Genomic DNA, 16820 nt, shown 5'->3' on the forward strand with positions numbered 1-16820 from the left:
TAAGCTTTATTAACGACACGGGATGCCCCTCCGCGCCGGAAAAATACAATAAGTTGTATTTTTGATTAGTAGGTGGCGGTTAGCTCTTAATTTGTCTTCCCTACTATATCTAATATAAACGAGATATACCCTGTCCGCAATTCATCTGACACTCATGCTGCCCATTGAGATGTGAGGCATAAGAGCGGATGAAGCTAAATTGCCAGCTAAATGGGATTGACCTTGGCCTTTAGGCCACGCTACGCGAATGGTCACGCGGGGCGCGTTCGCTAATTAAACAACGACTCAAGAGCGGCTATGCTAGCAAAAAAGTGCATTGAGCCAAAGGCGATCTAAAGGGATGACTCCTACCCATTTATTAATTTTTGCTGGTTCCGGTTTATTAGCAGGTATTCTTGCCGGATTTCTCGGCATTGGCGGCGGTGTAGTGCTCGTCCCGTTGTTAGTGGCATTAGGATATCAACCAGTTCAAGCGGCGGCTACCAGTAGTCTGTCGATTGTGATTACAGCTACATCTGCTACAGTGCAAAACTGGCGGATGGGCTACTTTGATCTAAAAAGTGTAATTGGCATCGGATTTCCGGCTCTAATCACAGCACAAATTGGTGCCTATCTAGCCGATCTCTTCCCTCCTTACTTGTTACTGGTAGCCTTTGGGATACTGCTACTGGTTACGATATATCTGATCCAACTACGCAAACAGCTTAAGTCTAGAGCGCAACAGGAATCTCAAAGAGCACCAAACAACAGACTTTCTTCAAACTCTTCCACCAAAGCTACTGTAGCCAGGATCGCGACAGGTGGTTTAGCTGGCTTATTAGCTGGTCTATTTGGTATTGGTGGGGGAACAATTATGGTTCCACTGCAAATGTTGCTCCTAGGAGAACCAATTAAAACTGCCATTCAGACAAGTCTAGGGGTAATCGTGATTACGGCAGTTTCAGCCTGTGCAGGACATGCCTTACAGGGGAATGTCTTATGGATTGAGGGACTGCTCCTAGGTATAGGAGGCTTTTTGGGAGCGCAAATTAGTACTCGCTTTTTGCCAAAGTTACCAGACCAAGTGGTGAGCAATGGATTTCGCACCCTGTTATTTTCCCTATCAATTTATATGTTTTGGCAGGCATGGCAGAGTTACCGTGGTTGAAAGTCTGTATCTACTTGATTAGACTTCGCCGTAGTGGTTGGGAATAGGGAACTTCGGATATCGGAACAGAACTATAAATACATATCAAGTAGGGACGTATGGCGTGCGCCCCTACAGGTTGAGTCACTCCCTAAGTCCTGTTATAGTTTCTCAATAATCAATAACGTTTGTGTCGTAACTCAGCTTTAGGTGAAACCGCCAGCCCAGATATATCGCCCCGGCTGGACTCGTTTCCAACCTTTAGATTCACATCCTTTAGTTAAGGTGTTACTAATGGATTTACGAGCTACATTTTTCTTCTTAGGATCCAAACCATTAGGATAAAGCACGTCCAAAACATCTGCGGCACTCATGATCTGTGGATAGTGTTCTCTTAACACAGAAGCCACTAGCTCATATAAGGTCATATACTTTAATTGGTCTAACTTAGGTAGCGGAGAAGGCCGACGAGCTTTGCTCTTGGCAGGTTTTCTCTGAGGTTTATTGGTAGAAACTAAATCGGGCAAATCTTGAAGAGAAAAGGTGTAGCAACCTGGAGAGTCAGGGACAGAGTGCCATAACCCCTGGCTCTCTCCTTTCAACAAGATGGATTTGACCAGAGAAGTTTTCGAGGCAATATCGTCTTTGCCCAACTCTCCAAACAGCTCCCTGATCAGGTAATCAACGTGGAGGATCGTACCCCTGTGAGTTTCCAGAAGTCGGTCAATGGCTTCTGTAATCCTCTGCTCCTGGTAATCGAGTTGTTGTTTGAGTGCTAATGTTGACTCATCTAATTCAGTTTCAGTGGAGAAGTCTGCGGGCAATTCAGGTAGTGGCGTGGTGAGGTAGTATTTCTCCTGCTGGTTGTGGTTGCGATTTCCAGGAGGCAGGAACTTGTTGGAGTTATTTTCTGGTAAAGCTAATGCATTGGTATTCAGCAAAGCTTTAGCATGGCTAAGCTGTTCTCTTGCAACTGTGGCAGCTTGTTCATGATACTCTACCATTTGTCGGTAGTAATCAACCAAATCTTCTAACATCTTGTGACTTTGCGATGGTAGCGATGGCTGTGATGGAACATAAGACATCTACTTTCTTCCCCCAGATTCGTTAGCGTGTTGATGGCGAAGACACTTTCTGGCTACTCCTTTGCAGCGATTTCCATACTTGGGACAACAGGTAGCATAAGTCTCCCTCTCTGCAGGCGTATTGCAGTAGTGGCAAATGAACTTGTAAACCCGTGTATGGATAGTACGCCTGTGGGCTCTTACTTTGTATTCTCGAACAAAAACTTGTTTACTGGGCATGATTGTTTATATACTTTACTCCTTAAACATTAGCAATGGGTTCCTGATAAGTGAAAGGAAGCGAATTAACACTGCTTGTGTGTTCTTTTTTGAACTCTCCCTCGCGTCAAGCACGGGGGATTCTACGCAGAAGGCGATGGCGGATGACACTGGAAGCCTAAACCATAATCTTCGATTTGGTTGTAGGTACTTCACATAACTGCCATAGCAACGGGAGGAGGAGTAATACCTTTGACTCCAATTTGATCTAACATCCTCACACAATAACTGCCAGCTGTACAATAGGGAACTCCGGCCAGATTCCTCTGGAAAAACAGCAGCTGATTGTATCGATTCTGATTGACTCTCTGACCCAATGCTCACAACACTCCATCGCGGCTACTCACATCTGTCGATACCAAGTCATTTTCCCTAAGTAGAAGGTCATGGTCGATAAGCTAAATCCCAATCGGTGTCTAGTGATCTCCTATTCCATATCCAGTCTAGGTTTGACCTTAACCAGTGTGCCATTCTCCCGCTTGTTAATTGAATTGTGTGATCAACAATTGCCTGTTTGGTCTCCATCGCCTTTTCTTTCACCTCCTCTGGCACCTTCTCGCCAAATTTCCCTTAATTATTCCCTAAATTCTTTCAATATAGAATGTCTGGTTGCTCAAATCCCAGAGTATAGACTTTTTTTCCCTCCCTTTTGGTAATGGGTCATGAGTAATGGTCGTAGGATTACCGATTACCCCGAGCCAATGACCCGACAATCGAATGTGGCATCCCTTTTCAAGAAAGGGTATCAGAACCTGCCCAACCTCTGGCTGCCCCTTGCCTGTTCCCTCAGAGCACACAACCTCCTTCGCTTTCGCGTCCTACCGCGCACCGGAGCCGCGCTTCGCGTCTATGGGTCGCAAGCGGTTTATCAAAAAATGGCTAAACTGTTAGGCATTAAAAATGCCTAACAGCTTAGGATACTAGGATTCATATCCACGCTTAATGCTGATAGATTAATGCTTATTTTAAAGACTTTATTTTCGTCAATAACTCGTTTTTTATTATAGTTTTATTTTGCCGTTTTATCCATGTTATTCATCCTTGGTTTTTGAAGACATTTGTTTTTAAATAAACGCTCTAAATGGGGTTTGATTAATTGGTTGATCCCATCGATATTTTTGGTAGTTTGTTTTGCTTCTTTTTTGGGATGTTGAAGTTTATTTTTGTCGAGTTTTATTACCAATTCTAAAGCTTCTTTGTGTTGATTAATTTCTTCTACAACTATTTTTCGTTCCTGTTCAGCCTCTGTTCTTGCTGCTTGAGTCTCTTCTCGTAACTTAAGTTGTTCGGTATCCTTATACAAGGGAGTAGGGTTAATCCCATATACCATTAGGATTTGAAGATTTTTTCTGGCGGCCATGAATTTTTTGCTAGCGGCTACAATGCCTCTACTTAGAAAAAGGGAAGCTGTGGAAAAAATTATTGCTACAACAAAAGCAATAACCGGTATTAACTGATCTACTGCTCCGGATTCGTTGCTGACTAATACGGCTTGGAAATTCAAAAATATATCTCCTAAGAGCACCAGCCAAATTATAGATAATCCATTAGTTAATGGTAAAGGTATCTTAATTTTTTTGCTAATAATTCCAGACCCATCTACTATGGAGGTTATGGGTAAAGCACCTGTTACCAATAAACTGAGTAAATTTTTAGTCTCAATTCCAAATATTTTATCACCCTTTGACAGAGCAAGTCTTTCCCCAAACGAGTAATCTAATAGAGCCAACTGTCCAAAACTAGAAATGATTAAAAATGCTAAAAATATCAAAATTATTAAGACTTGAAGTCTTTTTTCTCGGCGATACCAATCTTCAAGCTTTTCACGCTCTTCCGGCTTTTCAATATAGTTTTCAGACTTGGTAGTTGCTGGTTCAAATTCAGTCATATCTCATCACATAAGTTGATTAAGTAGAGTAGTGTCTAGGTCTGGTTAGTTTACTCTTTTCCGGTGAAGCATTTGGAGCCTATACCTTTGGTTTTACCTATAATTTGTCCTCCAAATCCCCAAACTCATACTAGTCCTAAACGTTATAATTTTTTTAAAGACTCCGGTATTGCGCAATAGGTATACTCTGAACTAGGAGTATATTTTTTCAGGTATTCTCCATCCAGTATTGACTCAAAATAATTATTAAGATGTATTCCGCCAATATCATCTATCTGGTTTAATTCTTTTTGAATTTCATGTTTAACAGTTTTTCCATCACGAAATGCATTACTGGCTTGAATGCTTCTCCTCTCTTTTTGTCTTAATATTTCTTTTAAATTGGGATAATTTTTGAGTTTTAAATAATAAATACCTTCAAATAAGTCCCAGGTGTAAACTTGAAGGTCAACATTGGGTTGAGCATCTTTGATTTCAAAGGGCAAAGAAACTATGAAAATAACACTTTTAATTTTAGGGTCACGAATTTGGAGATTTCTCTCCAGACTTAAATTTAGAACTTGTTGCTCATCTTCCCTAGACCATTTCCAAGCTAAGCAACTAGCTTTTTTATAAATCCATCCGTCGTTATGGTTATCAATACGTCTGATATAAAAACTTTTAGCTTGATGAGAAAATGTTAATAATGTTACAATCTTGGGAGTATATCTCTGATTCAGTAAACTCTTGGTATCTGGAATTTCTTGTCTTGAGTTTACAGGAATTCTCAAGACAAGTTTTTGAGGTGAGCATTCTTGATTGCCAAAAATCTCGTTATAGATAGGCTCATTAGACTGCACACTTATACTTCGAGCTTCTTCAGTTTGAATGTGACAGGGACTAATTTGAGTGGTACAGGAGTGTAGCCCGATACTATTCAAGATAAGAGTGACAATAATTCCTAGATAGCGGTGCGACCCCGGCGAGGTTCCTTCGCCATGGGAACGCGCACCAAGACATCGGAAGAGTTTATTCATGCAAAACTGTATCATGAAATGACTTGAAAGATGCTGTACGCTAGCACTTTCCAGTTGAGCGTTCATGCCTACAGGATTACCTAAGGAATCTTTTGCCGACCTGGGACGATCTATGATGGAAAGGATATGCGATCGCGTTAGATGCATCTCACTAATGATCTTCTAAGGTCATCGCAGACTTCCGGATTGTTGGCAAAATTAGCATTAAGTCGTTTTTCCAACTCCTCTAGTAGCCCCTTCGAGCTCCTTAATGTCTACTTCCGCTTCTGCCTTCCGATTCCAGGCTGATTGAATCAGTCGGCCAATTATTCCCCCAGCATTTGTGTCTGGGCAACTAGACTAGGGTCGTCTTGACTTCTAGGAAACTGCTCTACCAACTCGCTGGGACTGAAATTCAACCTCTTCGCCATTTTGTCCAGTTTCTTGATGCTGCTCGGCGTTAGGATTAGGTTGACTCGGATTTTATCTTCTCCTTGTGTTGTCTGTGTGTTTCTCATTTCTTGGGCTCATCGCCTACACACCCAAGTTAAATCAGACGCTTAATTAAGCTATATCAGACGCTTATTTAAGTATAGACGCTTTATAACTTAATTAACATAATTACACACATCTATTGACATTAAGTCTGTAAGTAGCCCATCACTCGGTTCGATGAAAATGGGACTACAAAACTTTCCCTAGAATACAACAAGCAATTAATAGGAGTGCATCAATGAGCTATAAAGACGAACTATTTCCTTGGCGCATTATCCGCCATCTGCCTAAATGCCAGCGAATTGTTGTCGCTCGCTTTCGCCGCCGCAATCAAGCAGAAGCCCATCTGCAAGCACTGCGCTGCTTAATACCAGATGCTCGGTTCACCCTCATGTTCGACATCACACTAGATGATATTGTCCCAGCTATCGCCATGACACAGCATCCATCTCAACCAAATCATCAATAAAACCAAATTCTTGGCTCTGATCACTGTTTTATTTCGCCGCATCAAAGCGCCTAAGAAGTTTGCCATTACTAAGCGCCAAATTGCCAGACTTAGGAGCATTCCTGAATCATGGATTGTCAAAATCTAGTTCTGGTCTTATGTTCTGTTTTTCGATGGCCTTTAGGCCACGCTACGCGAACGCCGAGACACAGTAGAGCAATTGATGAGCAAGGGTTAAGCTAGTAAACTGGAAAAACACACTACTAGCGAACAGCTACAGCAGTTGCAGCATGTCATCTAATGGGACTACAAAAAGCTGCGACTAAAAAAAGCAGCACATATATGACATATGGGCTACGGCCTAATGGGATTTTCGCGCTTTCGTGGATCTTGGCAAAATCAAACAGAACCGACCTTAGCCACTGTGAATCAAAAACTTATCTTGATCTGGTATCGCAACGATTTACGGATCCATGACCATGAGCCACTCTATCAAGCTGTCCAGGAAAAAGCTGAAATTATCCCCCTGTACTGCTTTGATGAGCGACAATTTGGTACTACCTCCTTTGGTTTTCCAAAAACCGGTGCATTTCGCGCTCAGTTTTTGCTCGAAAGTGTAGCGGACTTGCGGAATTCTTTGCGATCGCTTAACCCTGCCGATCTCGGGAAATCCGTTGGTACTAATCTTGGTAGTAATTTAGTGGTGCGCCGGGGTTTACCGGAACAGATTATCCCATCTTTAGCAAAAGAACTAGGAATCTCGGCAGTTTACTATCAACGGGAAGTCACCTCAGAAGAGTTAGCCGTCGAATCCGCCCTGAAAAAGGCGCTTGCTCAAATTGGGGTAAAAGTCAAGTCGTTTTGGGGCTCTACCCTATTCCACATCAATGAATTGCCCTTTGGTATTCCCCACATTCCCGAAGTATTTACCCAATTTCGCAAGCAGGTGGAGAAATCTTCTAAAGTTTATCCCACTTTCCCCACTCCCAAAACTCTACCACCCTTACCTAAGGTAGATGTTGGTGAACTACCTCAGTTAGCTGACTTAGGACTTGAACCACCAGTCCCTGATCAACGGGCAGTGCTACAGTTCAAAGGTGGGGAAACAGCCGGACTAGCCAGACTAGATGACTATTTCTGGGAAAAAGACTGTCTTAAGCGTTACAAACAAACCCGAAATGGCATGTTGGGAGCAGATTACTCCTCCAAATTGTCCCCCTGGCTAGCCTTGGGTTGTCTATCGCCTCGTTATATCTATCAACAGGTTCAGGAGTACGAAACACAACGGGTTAAAAACGACTCCACCTATTGGTTAGTCTTTGAGTTACTGTGGCGCGACTATTTCCGATTTATCTGTGCCAAGCATGGTAATCGAGTTTTTCGCCAATCCGGATTACAAGGGGTGAGCATACCATGGAAGGTGGACTGGAAGAGATTTGACCTGTGGACCGAGGGAATGACTGGTTTTCCCCTAGTGGATGCCAATATGCGGGAATTAACAGCCACAGGCTTTATGTCTAATCGGGGTAGACAAAATGTTGCCAGTTTCCTGACCAAGAATCTGGGGATAAACTGGCAGATGGGAGCGGAGTGGTTTGAGTCGCTGTTGATTGACTATGATGTGTGTAGTAATTGGGGCAACTGGAACTACACAGCTGGGGTAGGCAATGATGCTCGGGGTTTTCGCTATTTTAATATTCAGAAACAATCCAAAGATTATGATCCCCAGGGAAAATACGTAAAACATTGGCTACCAGAACTTACTTCTGTCCCTGCTAGGAAAGTCCATGAACCCTGGACATTATCATCGGATGAGCAAAAGCGCTATGGGCTAAGAATAGGGGTAGACTATCCTCAGCCTCTAGTAGATTTGTGGAAGTCGGTCAAGCAAAATGAGAAGGTCTACAATGGTGCTATTAGCCGTCGGTCTTAGCCGTTGGTACAGCAATCTATGGGCTTTTCCTTTCGATGAAGTATTTCCAGTTAAGTGTTGACAGTCAATAGTTAACTTTCAACACTCAATTAGTCAGCCATCAATTAGGCAGCCATCAATTTTTCCCTTTCGCTGTTGATGTTGATCAAAACACAGATTGACAGAATTATATGGATAAAACTGTGCTATATATCTGTGTTTAGCAATCCTGGTTGGATTCCTTTTTTCCCGTACTCAGTTCTAAGGTTACGCCAGTGGTAACTTAAGGGCAGGGTGAGATTCTGAAGGACGAATTCGGTATTTAACCAGATTGGCGAGATCTTGTAGTTGACCAATTGCTTCAGCACCTTCCAACTTCATCAGTTCTCGGTCATCGCGCATTTCAGTCCAAGTGATACCGTAATCTGAAACCAAAAATCGAATCAGGTGATTGTCCGCCAAGCTAACCATAAACGATGCGCTATTCATCTGCCCACCACAGGTGTAGCAGGAGGCTAAATAGCCTTGGTTTTCTAATACAATAGCCAACGCCTGGAGATTCATTACTAAATCTCGGACAAATTGACGGTGCTCCTCTGCAAGTCGTATAAACACGTCTGTTCTCCAAACACCACTCCTAGATTTTAGAGCTTTTATTCTTTCTTAAAAATTTAATCTTCATCTTTCAAGATAAATCAGGATAGAATTGGGGGATTTTTATAAAAAATAGACTCTTGTCAATCTTTTCCTTAATCTCTTGCCTTGTTCTATCCCAAAATCAACCTGTCGGTCAAGGCAAATTGGCTCCCTTGTCACAATTTTCATGAGTCAAGGGATATACATTAGTAGTTTCTATATGTTTATGGAAATTCTTTAACTAACCTAACTACCGGTTGAAGTGCAACCGATAGTTCCGTTTGATTAGCGAGTCCCACGATGTTAATTTACTTGCCACCAACCAAATGCCGGTCCTATAAATCTAACCGTTAGCCAGAATACAATCATAAACACAATACCAGCCCAAGCTCCCCTAGTCGTCCATTTAACAAACTGTTCACCCTGACTTTTAGTTATCGGGAGCCATGGAAATATGTTGGCTTCTTTACCGTAGTCTTCGCCCAGTGCTGCTTTCCGGCGTTTTGCTTCACCCATAATCGTTTTTAATCACTCAGTGATAATCTTAACCTATGCATTGAACAATGGTGGAGATTAGCAGAGCTGGTGTAGAATTTCTTAACTTTAGGGGATGATCAGCCTTGGCAACCTCAATAAACCTATAAGTGGCCAACAGTATCATCAAGGCTGCCCTTATCCCCCCGAAGACCGGGGGGCAGGAAAAAGGCAAAGGGATTGGGAGAATTTCTTCACCCTGTTATGGGTGTGGTGCCACCTTTGACCTTTGACCTTTTACCTTCAAACCTGTACCTGTTCCAACATCAATTTAGAACCCTTGAGTTGTGCTGAAAGGGGAACAGGGTAATGACCTGTGAAACAAGCAGAGCAGAAACTCTTGGAGTCTTTTTCTGTAGCTAGCATCATTCCCTCCCAACTCAGATAAGCGAGGGAATCTACACCAATATAATTGGCTATTTCTGCCACTGACTTGGTGGCGGCAATCAGTTGCTCTTGGTTATCGGTGTCTATTCCAAAGAAGCAAGGATGAGTGACTGGGGGCGAGGACACTCGCATATGTACCTCAGCCACACCTGCATCACGCAAAGCTTTGATAAGTTTGCTGCTGGTGTTTCCTCGAACAATGGAGTCATCTACTAGTACCAATCGTTTACCAACTAAGACATCTTTGAGGGGATTAAGTTTCATGCGGATGCCAGTTTCTCGCATAGTCTGAGTGGGTTGGATAAAGGTACGACCTACATAGCGATTTTTAATCAGTCCCTCTCCATAAGGAATACCAGACTCTCGAGAAAAGCCGATAGCTGCTGGGATACCGGAATCGGGTACAGCAATCACCATGTCCGCATCTGGTGTTGACTCTCTTGCCAGCTGACGCCCTAGGCGTAACCGATAGCTAAACACAGTTTCATCATCCATGACGCTATCAGGGCGAGCAAAGTAAATCATCTCAAAGATGCAAACTTTGCGCTCTGGCTTTTGACTCCAGTCGAAGGAAGCAATGCCTTTGTCATTAATCCAGACTAATTCTCCCGGTTCCACATCCCGCAGATAGTCAGCACCGATAATATCTAAACCACAGGTTTCTGATCCCAGGACGTAGCCCCCAGAATTGCCACCTAAGGTGCCAATCACTAGAGGGCGAATGCCATTGGGGTCACGAACACCCATTAATCCATCCGGTGTGCCAATGACTAAACTAAACGCTCCTTGGCAAGATTGAAAGGCATTCATTGCTGCCTCCAACCACCCTTTGCCATGGTTAACCTCTGCAGCGATCGCTAGGGCGATTAGTTCTGAATCCGTGGTGGTCATCAAGTTAGAGTTATGCTTGAGTAAATCATCACGTAATTGGATCGTGTTAACCAAGTTACCGTTATGAGCCAAAGCCAACGGTCCTAAGGTAGTTTCCACCACGGCTGGTTGAGCATTAGCGATATGGCTAGAGCCAGTGGTAGAATAACGGTTATGACCAACGGCAATCTGACCAGGTAGCTCAGCCAAAATTTCTTCATTAAAGACCTGGGAGACTAGCCCCATATCTTTGTAGACATGCAGCTGCTTGTCATCAAAGGTAGCAATCCCTGATGATTCCTGACCTCGGTGCTGTAGGGCAAATAGACCAAAGTAAGTCAGCTTAGCGACATCTTGCTCTGGTGCATAGATACCAAAGACTCCGCAAGCTTCCTCTGGCTTGTCCAAGTGGTGGATATAGTCATGCTTGGACTGATCAGAATATTGGTCAGAGGAAAGGGATTGGTTGGGCATCATAACTATTATGGGTTGCTCCTAATTGCGGCATGAAGTCGGTGGAACGTAAATCCCAAGGGGATTGGTTCTGTATATTTAATTAAACTTAATGTTTCCTTAACGATATCACCTATACCATATTATTGTGGGTCAATCTCTCCAACTGCTGGATATCCCTATAGCGGTTACTGAATTTTGCCCCCCGAAACCAAAGCTAAAACAGAGCGCATGCCTGACTTGGCACTGACGCGCTATAGTTACGAAATCCAAATCCCATTCTGGTTCCCTCAACCCAATACAAGGGGGTAACACTTGGTGTTTTAAAGCCATTAAACACAAAGCAGTACCAATGGCTCCAGAGGCACCAAGAGTGTGACCGGTGGCTCCTTTGGTAGAACTGATTGCCACCCCTTGGGGAAATAGCTGCTGAATCAGCTCCGCTTCATTCTGGTCATTAAGTTTGGTTCCGGTACCGTGGGTATGGATATAATCAATATCTTTAGGAAATAGGTGGCTGCGGTCTAGACATTGTTTGACAGCTGCGATCGCACTCTGTTGATCTGGGTTAGGTGTACTGACATGATAAGCGTCCGAGGTCAAGCCAAACCCCAGTAATTTTCCATAGATAGGCGCTGCTCGACGATCAGCCAAATCCTCTGACTCCAATACCAATACAGAACCTCCCTCTGCCAACACCAAGCCTTGACGTTGCTTGTCAAAGGGGTAAGCACCAGTTTTTGCTAGAGCCCCCATTTTAGTAAATCCGGCTAGGGTTAGGGGAGTAATTGGTGCTTCTACAGCACCAGCAATGACTCGTTGGCATTGACCGGTTTGAATCAATTCAAATCCTTGAGCGATCGCCCAAATTCCTGTTGAACAAGCTGCCATTGGTGCTAGGACTGGCCCAAAGGAACCAATGTAATGGGCAGCAGCAATAGCTGGTTGATGGGGTAGAGTGTCTAACCAATGCTCTAGAGTTAAGATTTCATTTAAGCTATCGAAGCGGGGATACTCTGGTTTGGTGTCGAGTTTCCTATCCCTAGTCATCTGTTCCTGGGCTAGGGCTAGTTGCTCCCAAGCCGCCTGACAGCTACGACTTGAACCAATCACCACACCACAATCCTTGAGAGGGATGGTTAAGTTAGCATCTTCAAGGGCATCTGCTACAACCTGCTCGGTCAGCTGTTCAATAGAAGCTGGTCTGTGACCAATCATAGCCAACGGTAGAGGTGATAAATTGGCAAAGGGTTGATACCAGCTAATAGCTGACTCACCGTTTAGCAAATGCTGCCAACTGGGTTTGAGGCGACCTAAAGCAGATACTAATCCAATCCCAGTAACGCATACCTGCACGGATTCGCTTAAAGATAGTTATTCTTTATCTTAAGGTTTCTTCAGGTTTTTGATGCCTTGAGTGACCTTGACTGATTCAATGCGATCGCCTTGCTGAATTTTGTCTACCACATCCATACCATCAGTGACATAGCCAAAGACAGCATAGTCACCATCCAAGAAAGGCAGGTCTGCTAAGGCAAAGTAAAACTGTGAAGACGCTGAGTCTGGCATTTGGGAACGAGCCATGGCAACAGCACCACGAGTATGAGTCAACTCAGGACCACTACGAATTCCGGCTACCTTAAAGGTTTTGCTGTATATCGGTTCCTCTGCCCCCTTCGGCTTAATTTCTAATGGGATGTAGCGAGTTTCATTTGTTTGTGGATCTATAAACCCCCCTGTTCCCAGACGCTGCACTGGGAATTTGGGGTTTTTTCCTTGGGGATCACCACCTTGGACAACAAATGGTTGAGGTTCCCGTACCACTCGGTGAAATACTAGTCCGTCATAAACACCCTTGTCAACCAGATCCACAAAGTTCCCAGCTGTAATCGGGGCATTGGTGCCATCGACTTCAATAGTAATCGGTGAGCCTTTTACCCTCAGCTCAACAGTAGCTTTTTTGTCTAGTCTGGGTAAATTGCTGAATTGGGGATTGCTGGTGGTCTCAGCAGGAGTAGATTTGTTTTGGGGAGTTGATGATTCTGTTGAGTTCGGCGTTGGGCTGCTGCATCCTACTATTACCAGACCTAACACTACTAACATCACAGATAGCCAGCGCCGGATATTCATACTCATGCTTACTATAACTAGATCTTGTTTTATTGGCAATTTACAATCCTTCCAAGGGAACTCCTAAGAAACGAGCCAGCTCTGCTCCCTGATTCTCTAATTCCGAAAGGGAGATGGGTTGACCAACACGAGTCAGAGGAACTTCCCGGCGATCCTTAGTGCGCACGTAGAGGACTCGGCGCGGATTTAGACCCTCTTTGATGTCTACTCGAATCGACTGGACATCTTCTGTACGGCAACTGAACTCGACTTGACGGTTTTTACCGGGAAAGCCAGACCGCACTACTCTCACCATACCTGTTTCTTGGTTAAATTCATTGTAGCCTCCGCCGATATCCCAATAAATGGTTAGCCATAGGTAGAGAGATAGCAACAGCGCAGCAACACCATAGAACCCCATTGCTACCCCCTGAGGGATAAAAATTAGGTTGGTTGCATCTCCAATCGGGAGTAGATCCATGTTGAGATAACTCGAAAGCCCTGCCAGGAAAAAGCCTATACCTCCTATAGATACAGCTCCTGCCACTAAATAGTTGCTCAAACGGCGAGAGCCAAGAACCGATTGTCGAAGTACCAGGTTTTCCAGTTGGTTGGTCGATGCTGCCATGAGAAGATGTGGTTGCCTCTATGAAATCTGACTTGACAATAGTGCTGAGTCCGAGAGTATATCAGTTGATTTATGGATACTCCAGCGAGCTCATCTAGAACTTGTATCACATTTTTGACCAAGACAGGGAAATTATGTAACTTTTGACACCAAATCTAAAAAAAATCTGAGGAGTATGTGTAATTTTGTAAAATTTTTGGTATTTATTATTATTGTATGTAACGTTTGTAACCCCAGTCTCCTTATGGGAGAATCAAATCAAGGGTTAAACTGCGTGATAGTTTAAGAAACATTAAGTGACCACAGCCTAACCTGATAGCCTGTGGCATCCCGTTAAAAGACCATCCTGTAAGAGTAAAGTGACTCAAAATCACTGAAATCTAAGGGAAATCTACCTCTAAAAGGGTAGGAGTGTCGCTAAAAAGACGTAAAAACGTCCCAATTTTGAATCCTTGCCAATCGTTATATGTATGAGGATTTGAATCTATGACAGTAGCAGTAGGACGCGCCCCCAGCACCAGAGGATGGTTTGACATCCTCGATGACTGGCTCAAGCGCGATCGCTTTGTATTCGTCGGCTGGTCCGGCATTCTGTTGTTCCCCTGTGCCTACATGGCTTTAGGGGGCTGGCTGACTGGCACCACCTTTGTTACCTCTTGGTACACCCATGGCTTAGCCTCTTCTTACCTAGAAGGTTGTAACTTCCTGACCGTAGCAGTGTCCTCTCCTCCCAACAGTCTGGGACATTCCCTGCTGCTGTTGTGGGGACCAGAAGCCCAAGGAGACTTGACTCGCTGGTTCCAACTAGGAGGGTTGTGGAGCTTCGTGGCATTCCACGGAGCATTTGGTCTGATTGGGTTCATGCTGCGGCAATTTGAAATTGCGCGTCTAGTAGGCATCAGACCCTACAATGCGATCGCATTCAGTGCGCCGATTGCAGTATTTGTCAGCGTGTTCCTGATGTACCCATTGGGACAGTCGAGCTGGTTCTTTGCTCCTAGCTTCGGAGTAGCGGGTATCTTCCGTTTCATCCTGTTCCTGCAAGGCTTCCACAACTGGACACTGAATCCCTTCCACATGATGGGGGTAGCCGGGGTACTCGGTGGTGCGCTGCTGTGTGCTATTCATGGGGCAACGGTAGAAAATACCCTGTTCCAGGATGGTGACAAAGCCAACACCTTCCGGGCGTTCAACCCGACCCAAGCGGAAGAGACCTACTCAATGGTCACCGCCAACCGCTTCTGGTCTCAAATCTTCGGGATTGCCTTCTCCAACAAGCGCTGGCTGCATTTCTTTATGCTGTTTGTGCCAGTAACTGGCTTGTGGATGAGTGCAGTAGGAATTGTAGGTTTAGCATTGAACCTGCGAGCCTATGACTTCGTGTCCCAGGAAATCCGGGCAGCAGAAGACCCAGAATTTGAGACGTTCTATACCAAGAACATTTTGCTAAATGAGGGTCTGCGGGCTTGGATGGCTCCAGCAGACCAACCTCACCAAAACTTTGAGTTCCCTGAGGAGGTACTACCGCGTGGTAACGCTCTCTAATACTATGGTTGCGGGCAATCGCGACCAAGAATCTTCCGGTTTCGCCTGGTGGTCTGGTAATGCCCGTCTGATCAACCTCTCTGGTAAGTTGCTGGGAGCTCATGTTTCCCATGCTGGCCTGATCGTGTTCTGGGCTGGCGCAATGACCCTGTTTGAGGTTGCTCACTACATTCCCGAAAAGCCTGTGTTCGAGCAGGGATTGATTCTAATCCCTCACATGGCTACTTTGGGTTGGGGTGTTGGTCCTGGTGGCGAAATTGTTAACACTTTCCCCTACTTTGTTATTGGTGTCCTACACCTGATTTCTTCTGCCGTATTGGGCTTTGGCGGTATTTATCACGCCGTTCGTGGTCCTGAAGCCTTAGAACAGTATTCTAACTTCTTTGGTTACGACTGGAAGGACAAGAACAAGATGACTAGTATCATCGGCTTCCACCTGATCATCTTAGGATTGGGTGCCTTCTTGCTGGTGATCAAGGCTATGTTCGTCGGCGGTGTTTATGACTCTTGGGCACCGGGTGGTGGTGCTGTTCGTTTGATCACTAACCCAACCCTGAACCCTGGTGTGATCTTCGGCTACTTAGTCGATGCTCCCTTCGGTGGTGAAGGTTGGATTATTGGTGTCAACAACATGGAAGACATCATTGGCGGTCATATCTGGATTGGTCTGATCTGCATCTTTGGTGGTGTATTCCACATTCTGACTAAACCCTTCGGCTGGGCTCGTCGTGCCTTTGTCTGGTCTGGAGAAGCTTACCTCTCCTACAGCTTAGGTGCCTTGTCCATGATGGGCTTCATTTGCTCTTGCTACGTGTGGTTCAACAACACCGCTTATCCTAGCGAGTTCTATGGTCCTACCAATGCTGAAGCGTCTCAAGCTCAGTCTTTCGTATTCTTAGCCCGTGACCAACGCCTAGGTGCTAATATTGCGTCTTCCCAAGGGCCTACTGGTCTGGGTAAATACCTGATGCGCTCTCCTACTGGTGAAATCATCTTCGGTGGTGAAACCATGCGCTTCTGGGACTTCCAAGGTCCGTGGTTGGAGCCTCTACGGGGTCCAAATGGTCTGGATGTTAACAAGCTCAGAAATGACATTCAGCCTTGGCAGCTACGTCGTGCTGCTGAGTACATGACCCATGCTCCTAACGGTTCCATCAACTCTGTAGGTGGCATTATTACTGAGGCAAATTCCTTCAACTATGTCAACCCTCGTGCTTGGTTGGCTAGTTTCCACTTTGTAATGGCTTTCTTCTTCCTAGTTGGTCACCTCTGGCACGCTGGTCGTGCACGGGCTGCCGCTGCTGGATTCGAGAAAGGTATTGAGCGTGAAACTGAAGCTGTACTGAGTATGCCTGACCTTGACTAGGTGATTGGATTGAGTGAATAACTCAATGATAAATCAGACTAAGAAAGACTAATTAATGGCTAATTAATAGCTAACTAATAGCTAA

General features: G+C 44.6%; 17 protein-coding genes. 7 read left to right on the forward strand and 10 right to left on the reverse strand.

The window, feature by feature from the left end:
• Positions 1-340: 340 nt before the first annotated feature.
• Positions 341-1147 (forward strand): sulfite exporter TauE/SafE family protein, encoded by an 807-nt coding sequence (locus tag F6J90_RS14460; RefSeq protein ID WP_293094435.1) that lies wholly within the window; start codon positions 341-343, stop codon positions 1145-1147.
• A gap of 185 nt (positions 1148-1332) precedes the next feature.
• Here F6J90_RS14460 and F6J90_RS14465 read toward each other — a convergent pair whose 3' ends face one another.
• The gene (locus F6J90_RS14465; RefSeq protein ID WP_293094438.1) at positions 1333-2211 is read right to left on the reverse strand and encodes a hypothetical protein; all 879 of its coding nucleotides are present in this window, start codon (positions 2209-2211) and stop codon (positions 1333-1335) included.
• A 644-nt stretch (positions 2212-2855) separates the two neighbouring features.
• Between F6J90_RS14465 and F6J90_RS14470 the strand changes: the two genes are divergently transcribed.
• Together F6J90_RS14470 and F6J90_RS14475 are read left to right on the forward strand one after the other, a co-directional pair.
• Positions 2856-3125 carry a hypothetical protein gene (locus tag F6J90_RS14470; protein ID WP_293094440.1) on the forward strand — a complete coding sequence of 90 codons (270 nt, stop codon included), beginning with the start codon at positions 2856-2858 and terminating at the stop codon, positions 3123-3125.
• A 6-nt stretch (positions 3126-3131) separates the two neighbouring features.
• Positions 3132-3377: a hypothetical protein gene (locus tag F6J90_RS14475; protein ID WP_293094442.1), complete on the forward strand. Its 246-nt coding sequence runs from the start codon at positions 3132-3134 to the stop codon at positions 3375-3377.
• A gap of 101 nt (positions 3378-3478) precedes the next feature.
• On the opposite strand, the gene F6J90_RS14480 is transcribed toward F6J90_RS14475, so the two are convergent.
• The 3 genes from F6J90_RS14480 to F6J90_RS14490 form a co-directional block, all read right to left on the reverse strand.
• A complete protein-coding gene (locus F6J90_RS14480; RefSeq protein WP_293094444.1) occupies positions 3479-4357 on the reverse strand; it encodes an O-antigen polymerase in 879 nt (292 codons plus the stop codon).
• A 143-nt stretch (positions 4358-4500) separates the two neighbouring features.
• Positions 4501-5196 carry a hypothetical protein gene (locus F6J90_RS14485; protein WP_293094447.1) on the reverse strand — a complete coding sequence of 232 codons (696 nt, stop codon included), beginning with the start codon at positions 5194-5196 and terminating at the stop codon, positions 4501-4503.
• Between the two features lie 482 nt (positions 5197-5678).
• Positions 5679-5870, reverse strand: a complete 192-nt coding sequence (locus tag F6J90_RS14490; RefSeq protein WP_293094450.1) for a hypothetical protein — start codon at positions 5868-5870, stop codon at positions 5679-5681.
• A 215-nt stretch (positions 5871-6085) separates the two neighbouring features.
• On the opposite strand from F6J90_RS14490, the gene F6J90_RS14495 reads away from it, so the two are divergent.
• A complete protein-coding gene (locus tag F6J90_RS14495) occupies positions 6086-6316 on the forward strand; it encodes a hypothetical protein (RefSeq protein WP_071103145.1) in 231 nt (76 codons plus the stop codon).
• 403 nt (positions 6317-6719) lie between these two features.
• On the forward strand, positions 6720-8228 hold the full coding sequence (locus tag F6J90_RS14500) for a DASH family cryptochrome (protein ID WP_293094899.1): 1509 nt from the start codon (positions 6720-6722) through the stop codon (positions 8226-8228).
• 246 nt (positions 8229-8474) lie between these two features.
• Here F6J90_RS14500 and F6J90_RS14505 read toward each other — a convergent pair whose 3' ends face one another.
• From F6J90_RS14505 to F6J90_RS14530, 6 genes are all read right to left on the reverse strand, one after another.
• Positions 8475-8822 carry a DUF1815 family protein gene (locus F6J90_RS14505; protein WP_293094455.1) on the reverse strand — a complete coding sequence of 116 codons (348 nt, stop codon included), beginning with the start codon at positions 8820-8822 and terminating at the stop codon, positions 8475-8477.
• A 324-nt stretch (positions 8823-9146) separates the two neighbouring features.
• Entirely contained in the window at positions 9147-9359 is a 213-nt protein-coding gene (locus F6J90_RS14510) for a DUF2839 domain-containing protein (protein WP_008183321.1), read from the reverse strand.
• A 261-nt stretch (positions 9360-9620) separates the two neighbouring features.
• The gene (gene purF / locus F6J90_RS14515) at positions 9621-11111 is read right to left on the reverse strand and encodes an amidophosphoribosyltransferase (protein WP_293094459.1); all 1491 of its coding nucleotides are present in this window, start codon (positions 11109-11111) and stop codon (positions 9621-9623) included.
• Between the two features lie 129 nt (positions 11112-11240).
• On the reverse strand, positions 11241-12443 hold the full coding sequence (locus tag F6J90_RS14520; RefSeq protein ID WP_293094462.1) for a beta-ketoacyl-ACP synthase: 1203 nt from the start codon (positions 12441-12443) through the stop codon (positions 11241-11243).
• A 30-nt stretch (positions 12444-12473) separates the two neighbouring features.
• Positions 12474-13223 (reverse strand): peptidylprolyl isomerase, encoded by a 750-nt coding sequence (locus F6J90_RS14525; protein WP_293094902.1) that lies wholly within the window; start codon positions 13221-13223, stop codon positions 12474-12476.
• A 34-nt stretch (positions 13224-13257) separates the two neighbouring features.
• On the reverse strand, positions 13258-13824 hold the full coding sequence (locus F6J90_RS14530) for a photosystem I assembly protein Ycf4 (RefSeq protein ID WP_293094464.1): 567 nt from the start codon (positions 13822-13824) through the stop codon (positions 13258-13260).
• A gap of 486 nt (positions 13825-14310) precedes the next feature.
• Here F6J90_RS14530 and psbD point away from each other — a divergent pair, with 486 nt between their 5' ends.
• Together psbD and psbC are read left to right on the forward strand one after the other, a co-directional pair.
• Complete coding sequence (gene psbD, locus F6J90_RS14535) at positions 14311-15369, forward strand: photosystem II D2 protein (photosystem q(a) protein) (protein ID WP_008183309.1); 1059 nt, start codon at positions 14311-14313, stop codon at positions 15367-15369.
• A complete protein-coding gene (gene psbC / locus F6J90_RS14540; protein ID WP_293094467.1) occupies positions 15353-16735 on the forward strand; it encodes a photosystem II reaction center protein CP43 in 1383 nt (460 codons plus the stop codon). Before psbD ends, psbC begins: the two co-directional genes overlap by 17 nt.
• Positions 16736-16820 lie beyond the last annotated feature (85 nt).

The sequence above is a fragment of the Moorena sp. SIOASIH genome (assembly GCF_010671925.1).
Classification (GTDB): domain Bacteria; phylum Cyanobacteriota; class Cyanobacteriia; order Cyanobacteriales; family Coleofasciculaceae; genus Moorena.

Bases quoted from the DNA above. Each gene is read 5' to 3' on its own strand.
- F6J90_RS14525 (WP_293094902.1), bottom strand. From the start codon at position 13,223: ATGAGTATGAATATCCGGCGCTGGCTATCTGTGATGTTAGTAGTGTTA.
- F6J90_RS14490 (WP_293094450.1), bottom strand. From the start codon at position 5,870: ATGAGAAACACACAGACAACACAAGGAGAAGATAAAATCCGAGTCAAC.
- F6J90_RS14510 (WP_008183321.1), bottom strand. From the start codon at position 9,359: ATGGGTGAAGCAAAACGCCGGAAAGCAGCACTGGGCGAAGACTACGGT.
- F6J90_RS14530 (WP_293094464.1), bottom strand. From the start codon at position 13,824: ATGGCAGCATCGACCAACCAACTGGAAAACCTGGTACTTCGACAATCG.
- psbD (WP_008183309.1), top strand. From the start codon at position 14,311: ATGACAGTAGCAGTAGGACGCGCCCCCAGCACCAGAGGATGGTTTGAC.
- F6J90_RS14470 (WP_293094440.1), top strand. From the start codon at position 2,856: ATGGTCGATAAGCTAAATCCCAATCGGTGTCTAGTGATCTCCTATTCC.
- F6J90_RS14495 (WP_071103145.1), top strand. From the start codon at position 6,086: ATGAGCTATAAAGACGAACTATTTCCTTGGCGCATTATCCGCCATCTG.
- purF (WP_293094459.1), bottom strand. From the start codon at position 11,111: ATGATGCCCAACCAATCCCTTTCCTCTGACCAATATTCTGATCAGTCC.
- F6J90_RS14480 (WP_293094444.1), bottom strand. From the start codon at position 4,357: ATGACTGAATTTGAACCAGCAACTACCAAGTCTGAAAACTATATTGAA.
- F6J90_RS14460 (WP_293094435.1), top strand. From the start codon at position 341: ATGACTCCTACCCATTTATTAATTTTTGCTGGTTCCGGTTTATTAGCA.
- F6J90_RS14465 (WP_293094438.1), bottom strand. From the start codon at position 2,211: ATGTCTTATGTTCCATCACAGCCATCGCTACCATCGCAAAGTCACAAG.
- F6J90_RS14475 (WP_293094442.1), top strand. From the start codon at position 3,132: ATGAGTAATGGTCGTAGGATTACCGATTACCCCGAGCCAATGACCCGA.